This is a genomic window from Pseudomonas sp. GCM10022186 (assembly GCF_042656385.1).
Classification (GTDB): Bacteria; Pseudomonadota; Gammaproteobacteria; order Pseudomonadales; family Pseudomonadaceae; genus Metapseudomonas.
The window spans coordinates 205727-220394 of the sequence record NZ_JBHSOU010000066.1; the positions used below are offsets into that span (position 1 = coordinate 205727).

Consider the following 14668-nt stretch of genomic DNA (forward strand, 5'->3'; position numbering starts at 1 on the left):
GGGGATGTTGTAGGGGCGAATTCATTCGCCAAGGGCGGCGCAGCTGCCCCCGTCGGGCTACCAGGGCAGACCTGCGGTCGGCTTGGCGAATGAATTCGCCCCTACAGAGAATGGCGCCCCAACCGCAAATGGATTCGATGAAGGACCCCATGACAACCAACCAACCGACCATCCTGGTCATCGACGACGAAGTGCAGATCCGCAAGTTCCTGCGCATCAGCCTGGCTGCCCAGGGCTACCGGGTACTGGAAGGTGCCAATGGCCGCGAGGGACTGGCCCAGGCCGCGCTGGCCCTGCCCGACCTGGTGGTGCTCGACCTCGGCCTACCGGACCTGGACGGCAAGGACGTGCTGCGCGAATTGCGCGAGTGGTCCCAGGTGCCGGTGCTGGTGCTCTCGGTGCGTGCCAGCGAGGGTGAGAAGGTGCTGGCCCTGGACGGCGGCGCCAACGACTACGTGACCAAGCCCTTCAGCATTCAAGAGTTCCTCGCCCGGGTGCGGGTGCTGCTGCGCCAGGGCGGTGCCGGCGAACAGCAGCAGGCCAGCATCGTCAGCGGCCCGCTTTCGCTGGACTTCGCCTACCGCCGGGTGACCCTGGACGGCGAGGAGGTCGCGCTCACCCGCAAGGAGTACGCGGTGCTCGCCCAGCTGGCCCGTCACCTGGGCCGGGTGGTGACCCAGCAGCAATTGCTCAAGGACATCTGGGGGCCCACCCATGTCGAGGACAGCCATTACCTGCGCGTGGTGGTCGGTCACCTGCGGCAGAAGCTCGGCGACGACCCGGCCAACCCGCGTTTCATTGTCACCGAGGCCGGGGTCGGTTATCGCCTGAAGGAAGCCTGACCGCAGCTGTGCCGCCAGGGGCGCGGCGCGCGTCAGGTGCTCCATGAGCGCGGTGGCGCTCCCCATTGGAAGGACCAGCATGCAGCAGCTGTTGAACGAAATCCTCGAAGACGTCCGTCCCCTGATCGGTCAGGGCAAGGTCGCCAGTTACATTCCCGCGCTTTCCTGCATCAGCCCGGACCAGCTCGGCATCGCCGTCTACAGCAACGACGGCGAGTTGTCCTACGCGGGCGATGGCCTGACGCAGTTTTCCATCCAGAGCATCTCCAAGGTGTTCAGCCTGGTGCAGGCGATCCAGCATTCCGGCGAGTCCATCTGGCAGCGCCTGGGGCACGAACCCTCGGGCCAGCCGTTCAACTCGCTGGTGCAGCTGGAGTTCGAACGCGGCGTGCCCCGCAATCCCTTCATCAACGCCGGTGCCCTGGTGATCTGCGACATCAACGAATCGCGCTTCGCCGCGCCGCCGCTGTCCATGCGCGATTTCGTCCGGCGCCTGTCGGGCAACCCCCACGTGGTGTCGGACGAGGTAGTGGCCCGTTCCGAGTACCAGCATCGCGCCCGCAACGCTGCCATGGCCTACCTGATGCAGTCCTTCGGCAACTTCCACAACGACGTGGAGGCCGTGCTGCACAGCTATTTCCACCATTGCGCCATTCGCATGAGCTGCGCCGACCTGGCCCTGGCCTTCAGCTTCCTCGCCAACAACGGCGTCAGCCCCCACAGCGGCGAACAGGTGCTCACCCCGCGCCAGGCCAAGCAGGTCAATGCCATCATGGCCACCAGCGGCCTCTATGACGAGGCCGGCAACTTCGCCTATCGCGTCGGCCTGCCGGGCAAGAGCGGGGTAGGGGGCGGGATAGTCGCGGTGGTGCCCGGCCGCTTCACCGTCTGCGTGTGGTCCCCGGAGCTGAATCCGGCCGGCAATTCCCTGGCCGGCATGGCGGCGCTGGAAATGCTGTCCGAGCGGATCGGCTGGTCGATTTTCTAGGGGATGAATGCTGGACCTGCCAGGAGCGACCTGTGGGGGCGAATTCATTCGCTGAGGGCAGCGAAGCTGCCCCATGAGGCCTCGCCGGCCGAACCTTCGGTCCGGTTAGCGAATGAATTCGCCCCCACAACGATCTGTACCGCCCCTCAATTCCCCTGCTCGTAGCGCTCCAGGGTCTCGTGGGCGATCTGCCGGCCCAGTTGGATCAGCTCCGGAGCCTTGTAGAACTCGAAGAAGCGGCACACGCGCTTGGGCACGTTGATCAGGATGTCCGGCGGATAACCGGCGATCTTGTATTGGGCGAGGGAGGTCTGCATCACCTCGAAGCTCTGGTTCACCAGGTCCAGCAGGGACGCCGGGCCGACGCTGGCGATCACCTGCGAGCCGCTGGCGGACCTGGGGGCGCCATCGGTTTCCGGGGCGGCCGCCAGCTGTTGAGTCTGCGGTGCCGCGGCTTCCAGCCAGGGGTTGCCGCCGGGCAGGCTTTCCGGGTCGAGCAGGCCGTGGGGCTCGTCGCCGCCACGCTTGAGGAAGGGCAGGCGCGAGCCGAGGGAGGCCATCAACAGGTCGATGCGGCCCTTGATCGCCGGCGGGCGTTCGATCACCGGCAACTGGTACTCGCGCTGGGTGGTGGCGTTGAGGTTGACGGCGATGATCAGGTCGCAGTGGCTGGACACCACCGGAATGATCGGCAACGGGTTGAGCAGGCCGCCATCCACCAGCATGCGGCTGCCCTGGACCACCGGGGTGAAGAGGCTGGGAATGGCCGCCGAGGCGCGCATGGCCTGGTGCAGGCAGCCCTCCTGGAACCAGATTTCCTGCTGGTTGGTGAGGTCGGTGGCGACCGCCGTGTAGGGGATGGGCAAGTCTTCGATGTTCACCTCGCCGACGATGTCGCGAATGCGCCCGAAGACCTTCTCGCCACGAATCGCGCCGAGGCGAAAGCTCACGTCCAACAGGCGCAGCACATCGAGATAGTCGAGGCTTTCGGTCCAGTCCCGGTAGTGACGCAGCTTGCCGGCGGCATAGATGCCGCCCACCACGGCGCCCATGGAACAACCGGCGATACAGGCGATGTCATAGCCGCGCGCCTCGATTTCCTCGATCACGCCGATGTGCGCGTAGCCCCGCGCGCCTCCCGAACCCAGCACTAAAGCCACACGCTTGCCCATTCGGAATTCCCCCGCCAACGATGTTTCGACGATACGCCCGTGGCGGGAGCCGCGCCAAGCCGAGTGGCCCAGCGCCTGCACCGGTCGTCGGCAGTGCCGACCAGTCCGCGGAGTTGGAGCCTCCGGGTACCGGACCGTCCATCGACACACTAGACTTTGTCGATCTTCAGCAAAGGAGCCTTATTGATGAAAGCCTGGATCAACCTGCCCCTGATTACCCTGTTGCTCGTCGGTTGCGCTGGCAAGACCGCCTATCGCGACAGTTGCGCCACGGAACTCGATGCCGCCTGGCAGGAACTGGACCTGGCCAAGGCCGAAGGATTCTCCGGCACCGTCAGCTACTCCAAGGCCCTCAGCCTGCTCACGGCTGCCAAGACGCAACAGCAGTTCGAAGCCTTCGAGGGCTGCACCAAGAAGGCCGAAAAGGCCCGTTTCTACATCCGCGAGTCCCGCGCCGGGCGCTGATGTCCGTGCCCGCGAGGCCATCAGGCTTCTCGGGTGGTCAGCCGATACTGATGGGGTGTCATGCCTTTCCAGCGCTTGAAGGCATGGATGAAGTTCGACACTTCGCCATAGCCCAGGCGCTCGGCGATCTCCTCCAGGCGCAGGCCGGTGGAACCCAGCAGTTCCTCGGCCAGCGCCCCCAGCACTTCTTCCTGTAACTGTCGAAAGCTCGTGCCTTCGGCGTCCAGCCGGCGGCGCAGGGTGCGCGAGGTCATGTGCAGTGCCTGCGCCAGCCGTTCCATGTCAGGCAATTGCCCCGGTCGTGCCAGCAGCAGGTCGCGGACGCGCCCGGCGAAACCGACACGTTCCCGGCGACGGGCGAGGATGGTCCGGCATTGTTCCTCGCAGTGCAGCGCCACCTGCGGATTGGCACCGGGCAGGGGCATGTCGAGCAGGGCGCGGGCGAAGGCGATGCGGTTGTCACTGGCGCCGAAGTCCGGCGTCACGCCCAGCAGCTCGCGCCAGGGCGTGACGTCGGCAGGCTCGGCGATGCGGAAGCGCGCCTGGCGCACGGGCATTTCGGTGTTCAGCAGGTCGCGATGCACGCTGAGGGCACCGGCGACATCCCGTTCCAGCAGGAACACGCGCAGGTCCTCGGGCAGGTCCCGGCCCTCGAGGGTCAGCCAGGCCTCGTCGCCCTGTTCCTCCAGGCGCATGCTGTGGAAGGCGTAGGTCAGGTCCAGGTAGCGCAACCCCAGTTGCACCGCGCTACGGTAGGTGGCGCTGCTGAGCAGGGCGAAGCCCCAGATGCCATAGGTGTGGAGGCGGTAACACCGGCCGACCTGCAAGCCCATGCCGGGGCGCTGGCCAAGATGCCGGGCGAGGTTGCGCAGCAGCCCCAGTTCCTGGCCGGCGTCCACTTCCGCGCCGGGGTCGCCGAGCAGGCGCCAGTCCAGCCCGGTACCGGCCAGGCATTGCTCCAGGCCAAGACCCTGTTCGAGGCCGAACTGGGTCATCAATTGCACGCTGATGGCGCTGCGCCGGGGCGGGCGGGGTTCGAGGCCGGGCATGGGGGAGCCTGCGCTGGGTTGTCCGAAACTCACAATTTGCTGTCCGACTATGCCATAACGCGCGGCTATCGGCAGAACTAGCATTCTCCCATCCGCACAGGCCGCGAGCCCGCGCGGCATCACCAATGGGAGACAACAATGATCGACAATTCCCAGCCCGGCGCGACCCAGCACGTGCTGATCATCGGCGCCGGCTTTGGCGGCCTGGGCCTGGCCATCCAGTTGCAGAAGGCCGGCATCCACGACTTCCTGATCCTGGAGAAGGGCTGCGAAGTAGGCGGCACCTGGCGCGACAACAGCTATCCGGGCGCAGCCTGCGATGTGCCTTCGCACCTGTATTCCTTTTCCTTCGAACCCAAGACCGACTGGTCGCGCAAGTACGCGCCCCAGGCGGAGATCTTCGCCTATCAGCGCCACTGTGCCGACAAGTACGGCCTGCGCCGGCATATCCGTTTCGGCTGCGAGGTGGCGGGAGCCGAGTTCGATGAGTCCAGTGGTACCTGGCAGGTTCGGACCCGCAGCGGTGAGTGCATTCGGGCCCGGGCCCTGGTCAGTGCCTGCGGCCAGCTGAACCGTCCGGCCTGGCCGCGCATTCCCGGCCTGGACGGATTCCGGGGCGAGCTGTTCCATTCGGCTCGCTGGAACCACGACTACCCCTTGGAGGGCAAGCGGGTGGCGGTCATCGGCACCGGCGCCAGCGCTATCCAGTTCGTCCCGCAGATCGCCCCCAAGGTGGCGCGGCTGTCCCTGTTCCAGCGTTCGGCCGCCTACGTGATCCCCAAGCCGGATCGCGCCTACCGTGCCTGGGAGCTGGCGCTGATGCGACGCCTGCCGGGGCTGCAGAAGGCCGACCGCTTGCTCAAGTACATCCAGCACGAGTCAAGGGTGCTGGCCTTCTCGGTGTTCCCGCCGCTGATGAAGCTGATGCGCCTGCGCTTCCACCGGCACCTGGCGCGCGGCATCGCCGACCCGGACCTGCGCCGGCGCCTGCTGCCGGACTACCCGTTGGGCTGCAAGCGCATCCTGATTTCCAATGACTTCTATCCGGCGCTGGCGCGGCCCAATGTGGAGGTGATCGACCGTGGCATACGGGAGGTCACCGCAGACGCGGTGGTGACCCATGACGGCCAGCGCCACGAGGTGGACGCCATCATTCTCGGCACCGGCTTCGCCGCCACCGACTTCCTCGCCCCCATGAGCATCCGCGGGCTCGGCGGGCGCGACCTGAACCAGGCCTGGCGCGAAGGCGCCGAGGCGTATCTCGGGGTCAGCGTCAGCGGCTTTCCCAACCTCTTCATCCTCTACGGACCCAATACCAACCTGGGGCACAGCTCCATCATCTACATGCTGGAAAGCCAGTACCCCTATGTGCTGGACGGCATCCGCGCGCTCGGCGGTCTACGCTTGCTCGACCTGAAACCCGAGGTGCAGCGCAGTTTCAACCAGCGGCTGCAGCAGGACGTGCGCCACACCATCTGGGAGCAGGGTTGCACCAGTTGGTACAAGACCGCTGACGGCCGCAATACCAACAACTGGCCGGGATTCACCTTCAGCTACCGTCAACAGACCCGTCGCCTGGAACTGGATCACTATGAATGCACCCCTTGAGTTCACTGCGCCCGAGCCTGGCCAGCCGTGGTTGCGCGCGACCCTGCGCGGCGCCCTGCGCCTGCTGTTCCGTGGTCTGATGCGCCCGCCGATGCCGGTCACGCTGCAGCGGTTGGTGTTGCGTCTCCTCACTGCCGGCACCCTGGCGCCCCGTGGCCTGCTGCGGGAAGACGGGCAACTGGCCGGCCGCCCCTGCGAGTGGCACCGGCCCCGGGGTGGCAGCCATGTGGTGCTGCTCTACCTGCATGGTGGTGCCTTCATCACCGGTTCGCCGGCCACCCATCGGGCCATCACCGCCGGCCTGGCCAAGCGTGCCGGTGTGGCGGTGTGCGCGCTGGACTACCGGCTGGCGCCGGAGCACCCCTTTCCCGCCGCGCGGGATGATGCCGCCGCGGCCTACCGCGAGCTGTTGGAGGCGGGTTACCCGGCCTCGCGCATCGTCATTGGCGGCGACTCGGCGGGGGGTAACCTGACGCTCCTTGCCGCATTGGAAATCAAGCGCCAGGACCTGCCCCGGCCGGCGGGGCTGATCTGCTTCTCGCCGGTAACCGACCTCAGTGGCACGGCGCAGCACTGCCCGCCGGCGGGCGACCCGCTGATCCACCCGGCCTGGGTGGATCAGGCGATGGCGCTTTATTGCCCTCCCGGCCTGGATCGGCGCGATCCGGCGTTGTCGCCACTGTTCGCCGACCTTGCCGGTCTCGCCCCCATGCTGGTGCAGGTGGCCGAGGACGAGGTGCTGCGCGACGACAGCCTGCGCCTGGCCGCACGGGTGCGCGCGGCGGGTGGCTGGGTGCGGCTGGAACGTTATCCGGGACTCTGGCATGTGTTCCAGGCCCACACCGGGGTACTGCGCACGGCCGACCAGGCCCTGGCCAGCGCGGCGGACTTCATCTGTCGGCACGTGGAGGAGGAAGCCTGAGGTGGACAACATCCTGATTACCGGCGCCGCCACGGCATCCGCGTCGGCGACCTGATGCCGCCCTTCGTGCGCATGCCCATGGTCAGCGGCCAGCGCTTCGAAACGCCGGTATTGCACCGCCTCGGGATGAAGCTGGATGCCGAGGACATCGCCCGTGCGGCCTGGCAACAGGCCCAGGGCGCGGTGCATCGGCCGGTGAGCTGGCTGTTCCGCCTGATGTACGGCGCGGGGCAGGTTTCGCCGGCCTGGGGGAACCGGGGGATCATGAAACTGTTGAGCGGGGCTTGACCCTCGGTCATTGCCCAGCCTTGTAGGGTGAAAATCCCTTTGGGGATTTCCACCATGGGCGTCTCGGCCGGCCTCGCTGGTGGATAGAAAAGCGCTATCCCCCTACAGGGCTGGAGGCGGTCTGGCCGGGCGCAAGGCCAATATTTTGGCGGATCAGGCCTGAGAGCCGCCTGTCGCCACTTTTGCGACAATTTGTCCAGCTTTCCGGCAGACCCGCCGTGGTGGCGCTACCCTGCAAAATGAAAGCTGAAAAAGGTCACTTGACGAGTGAGTCAATGGCCGGGTCCGCGCGGGGCCCGGCCAGGGCTTGGCGCTGTGTCTGCAGGGTCGGCCCGGGGGCGGCACCGCATGGTGTCGCGGAGCCGACTCCATCGGCTTCTCGGAAAAGCGGAAAAACGCGGAACTCTCATCCATCGCTAAGAGGAGGTCGTTTCATGAGCACAGCCTTCCACGATGATGTCAGCAGCAATCTGTTGCGCCGCATGAAAGAGGGCGGTTTCGATTTTGCCCGTGTCCATCCGATCGAGTTCTATGCCATTTTTCCCGACGAGGACCGGGCACGAATGGCAGCGAAGAATTTTCGTGGTGAGTCCTTGAACGCACAGGTGTCGGTCCGCGCCGATGGGGCCTGGCACCTGCAGGTGAGCAAGGTGATGTACGCCACCCACGCGGGAATCGGTGATTTCGAGCATGACCTGGAAGCCCTGGTGGTGCCGCTTGGCGGCGTGCTCGATGGTTGGGGCGTGACCCAGGAAGTGTCTGTCACGCGACCTTGAGACAGGCTCGGTTCGTGGCGGCAGATCCGCCGCGAACCGGGCATTCCGGACAATTCCCCGGCTGGTTTTTCCTCCTCCTTCCGCAGTCCGCATTCCCCGCAAGAATCTGCACTTCCTTTACTCGACCTCGGCATGGGCTTTGCCGCAGACTCCGCCAACGGAGGGGACCCCATGACCGATATCCTGATTCTTACCCACGCCGACTTCTGCTCGCCCGGCTACCTGGCGAGCGTCCTGGATCGCGAGCAGCGCGACTTCACCGTGCTGCGCGCGGATCTGGGCGAACTGGCGGGCTACGACCTGGAGCGGCCCAGGGCCGTGGCCATCATGGGCGGGCCCATGAGCGTCAATGATCCGTTGCCGTGGATCGGCGCGGAGCTGGATGCCTTGCGACATTTCCTGGCCCGCGATGTGCCCATGATCGGCCATTGCCTGGGCGGCCAGCTGTTGGCCCGCGCCCTTGGCGCCGCGGTGCACCGCATGCCCTACACCGAGATCGGCTGGCAGCCGCTGGAGAAACGCGCCCTGGCCACCGACAACCCCTGGCTGGCGCATCTGCCGCAGGAATTCGCCATCTACCAGTGGCACAGCGATACCTTCGACCTGCCGGAAGGCGCGCAATGGCTGATGAACAGCCCCTGGTGCCCCAACCAGGGCTTCTCCTGGGGCGACAAGGTGCTGGCCCTGCAAGGCCATCCGGAAATGACCGAGGACCTGGTGCGCCTCTGGTTGACCGACTGGGCCCACCTGCTGGACGAGACCCAGCCCAGCCAGCAGGCCAGGGCGCGCATGCTCGAGGACCTGCCGGCCCGGGTGGCGGCGCTGAACCAGGTGGCCGAGGGGTTCTATCGCCGCTGGCTGGCGCTGGCGTTTGGTTGAGGATTTGTAGGGGCGAATTCATTCGCCAAGGGCAGCGCAGCTGCCCCCTCGGACGTCCAGAGGCAGACCTGCGGCCTGCCTGGCGAATGAATTCGCCCCTACAGGATTTGTCTCCGCTGGCGGTCAATGCCGGATCATCACATGCCGTACCACGGTGTAGTCCTCCAGGCCGTACATGGACAGGTCCTTGCCGTAGCCGGACTGCTTGAAACCGCCATGGGGCATCTCGTTGGTCAGCATGAAGTGGGTATTGATCCAGGTGCAGCCGTACTGCAGGCGCGACGCGACGGCGGCGGCGCGGCCGACGTCGCGGGTCCAGACCGATGAGGCCAGGCCGTAGTCGGAGTCGTTGGCCCAGTGCACCGCCTCGTCCACGTCGCTGAAGGGCGTGACCGTCACCACCGGGCCGAACACTTCCCGCCGCACTATCTCGTCATCCTGTTTCGCATGGGCCACTACCGTGGGCTCGTAGAAGAAGCCGCTGCCGGCCACCGGCTTGCCACCGGTGGCGATCTGGATATGCGGCAGGCCACGGGCGCGTTCGACGAAGCCGGCCACCCGTTCGCGCTGGCTCTGGCTGATCAGCGGGCCGAGCTCGGTGGCCGGGTCGTTCTGCAGGCCGGTCTTGAGGCTGGAGACCGCGCTGGCCAGGTCGGCCACGAAGTTGTCGTAGATCTTCTTGCCGGCGTAGATTCGGCAGGCCGCCGTGCAGTCCTGCCCGGCATTGTAGAAGCCGAAGGTGCGGATGCCGGCCACCACGTCGGCCAGGTCGGCGTCGTCGAAGACGATCACCGGCGCCTTGCCGCCCAGCTCCATGTGGGTGCGTTTCACACTCTCGGCGGCACTGCGGATGATGGCCTTGCCGGTGCCCACCGAACCGGTCAGGGACACCATGCGCACCAACGGGTGCGACACCAGCGGGCTGCCCACGGTCGGGCCGCGGCCGAGGACGACGTTGACCACCCCGGGCGGTAGAAGCTCGGCGATGAATTCAGCCAGGCGCAAGGCGGTCAGCGGGGTCTGCTCGGAGGGCTTGAGCACCACGGTGTTGCCGGCGGCGAGCGCCGGGCCGAGCTTCCAGGCCGCCATCATCAGCGGGTAGTTCCAGGGCGCGATGGAGGCGATCACCCCCACCGGGTCGCGGCGGATCATCGAGGTGAAGCCCGGCAGGTACTCCCCGGCGGCCGAGCCGGTGAGGCAGCGGCTGGCGCCGGCGAAGAAGCGGAACACGTCGGCGACGGCCGGCAGCTCGTCGTTGAGGGCGGCGGCGTAGGGCTTGCCGCAGTTGTCCGATTCCAGTTTCGCCAGCTCTTCGGCATGGCCTTCGATCCTGTCCGCCAGCTTCAGCAGCAGGGTGGCGCGGTCCCTCGGCGAGGTCCGTGCCCAGCCTTCGAAGGCCGCATCGGCGGCGCGCACGGCGGCGTCCACCTGGGCTTCGCTGGCCTCGGGGATGCTCACCAGCACCCCGCCTGTGGCCGGGTTGAGCACGTCCAGAGCTTCGCCTTCGCCGGCGGTGAACTGGCCATTGATCAGTAGTTTGGTTTGCATGGTGGGGGCCTCGCTTTTGTTCCCTCTCCCTCTGGGAGAGGGTTAGGGAGAGGGGAGAAGGGCTACTTCCCACCCCCCGCCACCGACTCGGTGCCCCGTGTCAGGTAGTAGGCGCCGAGGATGGGCAGCATGGTGGCGAGCATTACCAGCAGGGCCACCACGTTGGTCACCGGGACGTCGCGCGGGCGGCTGAGTTGGCTGAGCAGCCAGAGGGGCAGGGTCTGTTCGTGGCCGGCGGTGAAGGTGGTGACGATGATCTCGTCGAAGGACAGCGCGAAGGCCAGCATGCCGCCGGCCAGGAGGGCGGTGGCGATGTTCGGCAGGATGATGTAGCGGAAGGTCTGCCAGCCGTCGGCGCCCAGGTCCATGGAGGCTTCGATCAGGTTGTGGGAGGTGCGGCGGAAGCGCGCGATCACGTTGTTGTAGACGATCACCACGCAGAAGGTGGCGTGGCCCACCACTATGGTGAAGATGCCGGGCTCGATGCCGAGGGTCTTGAAGGCCGAGAGCAGGGCGATGCCGGTGATGATGCCGGGCAGCGCGATGGGCAGGATCAGCATCAGGGTGATGCTCTCCTTGCCGAAGAAATCGCGCCGGTACAGCGCGGCGGCGGCCAGGGTGCCAAGCACCATGGCCAGGGCGGTGGCCAGGCAGGCGACCTTCAGCGACAGGACGATGGCCTGCAGCACGTCCGCTCGGCTGCCCACCACGGCGAACCACTCCAGGGTGAAGCCCCTGAGCGGGAAGCTGTAGGCCGACTCCTCGGTATTGAAGGCGTAGAGCAGGATCACCAGGATCGGGAAGTGCAGGAACAGCAGCCCGCTCCAGGCGGCCAGGCGCAGGCTCCATGAGGCTCGTTCAAAGCGCATCGAAGGCCCCCAGCCGCTTGGCGATGGACAGGTAGATGGCGATCAGCACGATGGGCACCAGGGTGAAGGCCGCCGCCAGCGGGATATTGCCCACCGAGCCCTGCTGCACGTAGACCATGGTGCCGATGAACAGACCGCTGGGCCCCACCAGCTGCGGGATGATGAAGTCCCCCAGGGTCAGGCTGAAGGTGAAGATGGAGCCGGCCACCACGCCGGGAAAGGCCAGCGGCAGGATGACCTGGGCGAAGGTTTGCCGTGGTCTGGCGCCGAGGTCCGCCGAGGCCTGCAACAGCGAGGGCGGCAGGCGCTCCAGGGAAGCCTGGATCGGCAGGATCATGAAGGGCAGCCAGATGTAGGTGAACACCAGGAAGCGCCCCAGGTGCGAGGTGGACAGGGTGTTGCCGCCCAGCCCGGGCAGGGTCAGCAGGCTGCCCAGCAGGCCCTCCAGGTGTAGCTGCTGGATCAGCCAGTAGAAGATTCCGCCCTTGGCCAGGATCACCGTCCAGGCGTAGGCCTTGACGATGTAGCTGGCCCACATGGGTAGCATCACGGCGATATAGAAGAAGGCCTTTTCCCGCGGCGAGGCATAGCGCGCCATGTAGTAGGCGATGGGGAAGGCCAGCACCGCACTGGCCAGGCTCACGGCTATGGCCATGGTCAGGGTGCGCAGGATGATGTCGTAGTTGGCCGGGTTGAACAGGGCGGCGTAGTTGGCCAGGGTCAGCTCCGGCGTTACCGCCATGGTGAAGTCGTCGAAGGTGTAGAAGCTCTGCCAGAGCAGGGCGAACAGGGAGCCCACGTAGACCACGCCGAACCAGAGCAGGGGCGGGGTCAGCAGCAGCGCCAGATAGAGCGTGGAGCGACGGTAGAGCAGGTTGGAGAGCCCGCGCAGGGGGCCGCTCTGCTGGCTGGCGAGGACGGTGTTCATGGCCTACTCGCTGAGCGCGATCATCGCGCTGCGGGCCCAGCAGGCCTGCACCTGCTGGCCGGGTTGCGGGCGCGCGCTGTCCGCCTGCTCGCCGTTGGGCAGGCTCACCGCCAGGCGGCCGCCGCCGTCGAGATTGAGTTCGTAACGGCTGCTGGCGCCCAGGTACTGCACGTCATGCACCGTGCCGCTGACCTGCAGCTCACCATCGCTCGCGCTGCCGAAACGTACGTGTTCCGGGCGCAGGGAGAAGGCGCCGGCGTTGCCGGTGAGGCGCTGGGCCAGGTCGCCGTGGAGCACGTTGGCGGTGCCGACGAATTCGGCGACGAAACGGGTACGCGGCTGGCGGTAGAGGTTCTGCGGGCTGTCCACCTGCTCGATGCGGCCCTTGTTGAATACCGCCACCCGGTCGGACATGGACAGCGCCTCGCCCTGGTCGTGGGTGACGAAGATGAAGGTGATGCCCAGCTGGCGCTGCAGCTTCTTCAGTTCCACCTGCATCTGCTCGCGCAGCTTGAGGTCGAGGGCGCCCAGGGGCTCGTCCAGCAGCAGCACGCGCGGGCGGTTGATCAGCGCGCGGGCCAGGGCCACGCGCTGGCGCTGGCCGCCGGAGAGCTGGGCCGGCTTGCGCTCGCCGTAGCCGGGCAGGGCGACCATCCCTAAGGCATCCTCGGCGCGGTTGAGGCGCTCGGCTTTCGCCACGCCCTTGACCTTCAGCCCGTAGGCGACGTTGTCGCGCACGTTCATGTGCGGGAACAGGGCGTAGTCCTGGAACACCGTATTCACGTCGCGCTCGTAGGGTGGCAGGCCGGCGGCTTCCTCGCCGTGGATGCGGATGGAGCCCGAGGTGGGTTGCTCGAAACCGGCGATCAGCCGCAGGCAGGTGGTCTTGCCCGAGCCCGAGGGGCCGAGCATGGAGAAGAACTCGCCGTCGCGGATTTCGATGGACACCCGGTCCACCGCCTTCACGTCGCCGTAGTGGCGGCAGACATCGGTGAACTGGACGGCTGTGGTCATGCGTGGCTCCGGGTTTGCGGCTCCCTCTCCCTCCGGGGGAGGGCTGGGCGGGCCGCGTTCGGGTGAGGGCAACTTCAGCCGCTCGGTGTTTCAGGGTGATTCGGACCAGCCCCCTCTCCCTTCAGGGAGAGGGGTGATGTCTGGGGAGAGATCGGTGCGCTACCTGCCACCCATGATCGCGATGTAGTCCTGGGTCCAGCGGCTGTAGGGCACGAACTTGCCGCCCTCGGCCTGCGGGGTCTTCCAGAAGGCGATCTTGTCGAACTGGTCGTAGCCGTTGGTGGCGCAACCGCCGGGGCCGAGGAGTTCGCTGCTGGTGCAAGCCTTGGCCACCACCGGCAGGGAACCGAACCAGGCGGCCAGGTCACCCTGAACCTTGGGTTCCAGGGACCAGTTCATCCACTTGTAGGCGCAGTTCGGGTGTTTGGCGTCCACGTGCAGCATGGTGGTGTCGGCCCAGCCGGTGACCCCTTCCTTCGGGAACACGGTTTCCACCGGCTGCTTTTCCGCCTTCAGGGTGTTGGCCATGTAGCCCCAGGTGCTGGAGGCGGCCACGCCCTCGTTCTTGAAGTCGCTCATCTGCACGGTCGCGTCATGCCAGTAGCGGTGCACCAGGCTGTGCTGCTTGCGCAGCAGGTCGAGCGCGGCGGCGTACTGCTCCTCGGTCAGCTGGTAGGGGTCGTCGATACCCAGCTCCGGCTTGGCGGACTTCAGGTACAGCGCGGCATCGGCGATATAGATGGGGCCGTCGTAGGCCTGGACACGTCCCTTGTTGGACTTGCCGTCAGCCAGGTCCTGCTGCTCGAAGACCACCGCCCAGCTATCCGGCGCCTGCTTGTACAGCTTGGTGTTGTACATCAGCAGGTTCGGGCCCCACTGGTAGGGGGTGCCATAGTGCTGGCCGTTCACCGTGTGCCAGGGGGCGTCCTGCAGGCGCTCGTCGAGGGTATTCCACTTCGGCACGAGGGCCGTGTTGATCGGCTGCACCCGCTTGCCGAAGATCAGCCGCAGGGAGGCGTCGCCGGAGGCGGTGACCAGGTCGTAGCCACCCTTGGCCATCAGGCTGACCATCTCGTCGGAGGTGGCGGCGGTCTTCACGTTGACCTTGCAGCCGGTGTCTTTCTCGAACTGGGTGACCCAGTCGTAGTTCTTGTCCGACTCGCCGCGCTCGATATAGCCGGGCCAGGCGATGATATCGAGCTGGCCTTCGCCGTCACCGATCTGCTTCAGCGGTTCGGCGGCCTCGGCGGAGGCGATGAGGCAGGCGCAACTGACGGCGAACGAGAGGAATGCGGGTTTGAGCGAAGGCATTGTCGACTC

General features: G+C 66.6%; 14 protein-coding genes and 1 pseudogene. 8 read left to right on the plus strand and 7 right to left on the minus strand.

Annotation, left to right across the window (positions count from 1 at the left end):
• Positions 1-149 precede the first annotated feature (149 nt).
• Positions 150-842 carry a response regulator gene (locus ACFPU0_RS24185; RefSeq protein WP_377695825.1) on the plus strand — a complete coding sequence of 231 codons (693 nt, stop codon included), beginning with the start codon at positions 150-152 and terminating at the stop codon, positions 840-842.
• 79 nt (positions 843-921) lie between these two features.
• Positions 922-1830 carry a glutaminase B gene (gene glsB, locus ACFPU0_RS24190; RefSeq protein ID WP_377695826.1) on the plus strand — a complete coding sequence of 303 codons (909 nt, stop codon included), beginning with the start codon at positions 922-924 and terminating at the stop codon, positions 1828-1830.
• Between the two features lie 146 nt (positions 1831-1976).
• On the opposite strand, the gene ACFPU0_RS24195 is transcribed toward glsB, so the two are convergent.
• On the minus strand, positions 1977-3002 hold the full coding sequence (locus ACFPU0_RS24195) for a patatin-like phospholipase family protein (protein WP_377695827.1): 1026 nt from the start codon (positions 3000-3002) through the stop codon (positions 1977-1979).
• 186 nt (positions 3003-3188) lie between these two features.
• Between ACFPU0_RS24195 and ACFPU0_RS24200 the strand changes: the two genes are divergently transcribed.
• A complete protein-coding gene (locus ACFPU0_RS24200) occupies positions 3189-3467 on the plus strand; it encodes a hypothetical protein (protein ID WP_377695828.1) in 279 nt (92 codons plus the stop codon).
• 20 nt (positions 3468-3487) lie between these two features.
• On the opposite strand, the gene ACFPU0_RS24205 is transcribed toward ACFPU0_RS24200, so the two are convergent.
• The gene (locus ACFPU0_RS24205; RefSeq protein WP_377695829.1) at positions 3488-4516 is read right to left on the minus strand and encodes an AraC family transcriptional regulator; all 1029 of its coding nucleotides are present in this window, start codon (positions 4514-4516) and stop codon (positions 3488-3490) included.
• Positions 4517-4654: 138 nt separating this feature from the next.
• Between ACFPU0_RS24205 and ACFPU0_RS24210 the strand changes: the two genes are divergently transcribed.
• The 5 genes and pseudogenes from ACFPU0_RS24210 to ACFPU0_RS24230 all read left to right on the plus strand — a co-directional run bounded on the left by ACFPU0_RS24210 (position 4655) and on the right by ACFPU0_RS24230 (position 8989).
• Positions 4655-6124 (plus strand): flavin-containing monooxygenase, encoded by a 1470-nt coding sequence (locus ACFPU0_RS24210; RefSeq protein WP_377695830.1) that lies wholly within the window; start codon positions 4655-4657, stop codon positions 6122-6124.
• Complete coding sequence (locus ACFPU0_RS24215; protein ID WP_377695831.1) at positions 6108-7046, plus strand: alpha/beta hydrolase; 939 nt, start codon at positions 6108-6110, stop codon at positions 7044-7046. Before ACFPU0_RS24210 ends, ACFPU0_RS24215 begins: the two co-directional genes overlap by 17 nt.
• Positions 7047-7070: 24 nt before the next feature.
• Positions 7071-7334, plus strand: a pseudogene (locus ACFPU0_RS24220) (short-chain dehydrogenase); the annotation flags it as partial.
• A gap of 434 nt (positions 7335-7768) precedes the next feature.
• Positions 7769-8110 carry a ribonuclease E inhibitor RraB gene (locus tag ACFPU0_RS24225; protein ID WP_377695832.1) on the plus strand — a complete coding sequence of 114 codons (342 nt, stop codon included), beginning with the start codon at positions 7769-7771 and terminating at the stop codon, positions 8108-8110.
• A gap of 171 nt (positions 8111-8281) precedes the next feature.
• On the plus strand, positions 8282-8989 hold the full coding sequence (locus tag ACFPU0_RS24230) for a type 1 glutamine amidotransferase (protein WP_377695833.1): 708 nt from the start codon (positions 8282-8284) through the stop codon (positions 8987-8989).
• Positions 8990-9112: 123 nt separating this feature from the next.
• Here the strand turns inward: ACFPU0_RS24230 and ACFPU0_RS24235 are convergent, their stop codons facing one another.
• From ACFPU0_RS24235 to ydcS, 5 genes are all read right to left on the minus strand, one after another.
• Positions 9113-10537, minus strand: a complete 1425-nt coding sequence (locus ACFPU0_RS24235; RefSeq protein WP_377695834.1) for a gamma-aminobutyraldehyde dehydrogenase — start codon at positions 10535-10537, stop codon at positions 9113-9115.
• Positions 10538-10599: 62 nt separating this feature from the next.
• Positions 10600-11406, minus strand: a complete 807-nt coding sequence (locus ACFPU0_RS24240) for an ABC transporter permease (protein ID WP_377695835.1) — start codon at positions 11404-11406, stop codon at positions 10600-10602.
• On the minus strand, positions 11396-12334 hold the full coding sequence (locus ACFPU0_RS24245; protein ID WP_377695836.1) for an ABC transporter permease: 939 nt from the start codon (positions 12332-12334) through the stop codon (positions 11396-11398). Before ACFPU0_RS24245 ends, ACFPU0_RS24240 begins: the two co-directional genes overlap by 11 nt.
• Before the next feature lie 3 nt (positions 12335-12337).
• The gene (locus ACFPU0_RS24250) at positions 12338-13348 is read right to left on the minus strand and encodes an ABC transporter ATP-binding protein (protein WP_377695837.1); all 1011 of its coding nucleotides are present in this window, start codon (positions 13346-13348) and stop codon (positions 12338-12340) included.
• Between the two features lie 159 nt (positions 13349-13507).
• A complete protein-coding gene (ydcS, locus tag ACFPU0_RS24255) occupies positions 13508-14659 on the minus strand; it encodes a putative ABC transporter substrate-binding protein YdcS (RefSeq protein WP_377695838.1) in 1152 nt (383 codons plus the stop codon).
• Positions 14660-14668: the final 9 nt, after the last annotated feature.

Coding starts and splice junctions, on each gene's coding strand:
- ACFPU0_RS24185 (WP_377695825.1), top strand. CDS start 150: ATGACAACCAACCAACCGACCATCCTGGTCATCGACGACGAAGTGCAG.
- glsB (WP_377695826.1), top strand. CDS start 922: ATGCAGCAGCTGTTGAACGAAATCCTCGAAGACGTCCGTCCCCTGATC.
- ACFPU0_RS24195 (WP_377695827.1), bottom strand. CDS start 3,002: ATGGGCAAGCGTGTGGCTTTAGTGCTGGGTTCGGGAGGCGCGCGGGGC.
- ACFPU0_RS24200 (WP_377695828.1), top strand. CDS start 3,189: ATGAAAGCCTGGATCAACCTGCCCCTGATTACCCTGTTGCTCGTCGGT.
- ACFPU0_RS24205 (WP_377695829.1), bottom strand. CDS start 4,516: ATGCCCGGCCTCGAACCCCGCCCGCCCCGGCGCAGCGCCATCAGCGTG.
- ACFPU0_RS24210 (WP_377695830.1), top strand. CDS start 4,655: ATGATCGACAATTCCCAGCCCGGCGCGACCCAGCACGTGCTGATCATC.
- ACFPU0_RS24215 (WP_377695831.1), top strand. CDS start 6,108: ATGAATGCACCCCTTGAGTTCACTGCGCCCGAGCCTGGCCAGCCGTGG.
- ACFPU0_RS24225 (WP_377695832.1), top strand. CDS start 7,769: ATGAGCACAGCCTTCCACGATGATGTCAGCAGCAATCTGTTGCGCCGC.
- ACFPU0_RS24230 (WP_377695833.1), top strand. CDS start 8,282: ATGACCGATATCCTGATTCTTACCCACGCCGACTTCTGCTCGCCCGGC.
- ACFPU0_RS24235 (WP_377695834.1), bottom strand. CDS start 10,537: ATGCAAACCAAACTACTGATCAATGGCCAGTTCACCGCCGGCGAAGGC.
- ACFPU0_RS24240 (WP_377695835.1), bottom strand. CDS start 11,406: ATGCGCTTTGAACGAGCCTCATGGAGCCTGCGCCTGGCCGCCTGGAGC.
- ACFPU0_RS24245 (WP_377695836.1), bottom strand. CDS start 12,334: ATGAACACCGTCCTCGCCAGCCAGCAGAGCGGCCCCCTGCGCGGGCTC.
- ACFPU0_RS24250 (WP_377695837.1), bottom strand. CDS start 13,348: ATGACCACAGCCGTCCAGTTCACCGATGTCTGCCGCCACTACGGCGAC.
- ydcS (WP_377695838.1), bottom strand. CDS start 14,659: ATGCCTTCGCTCAAACCCGCATTCCTCTCGTTCGCCGTCAGTTGCGCC.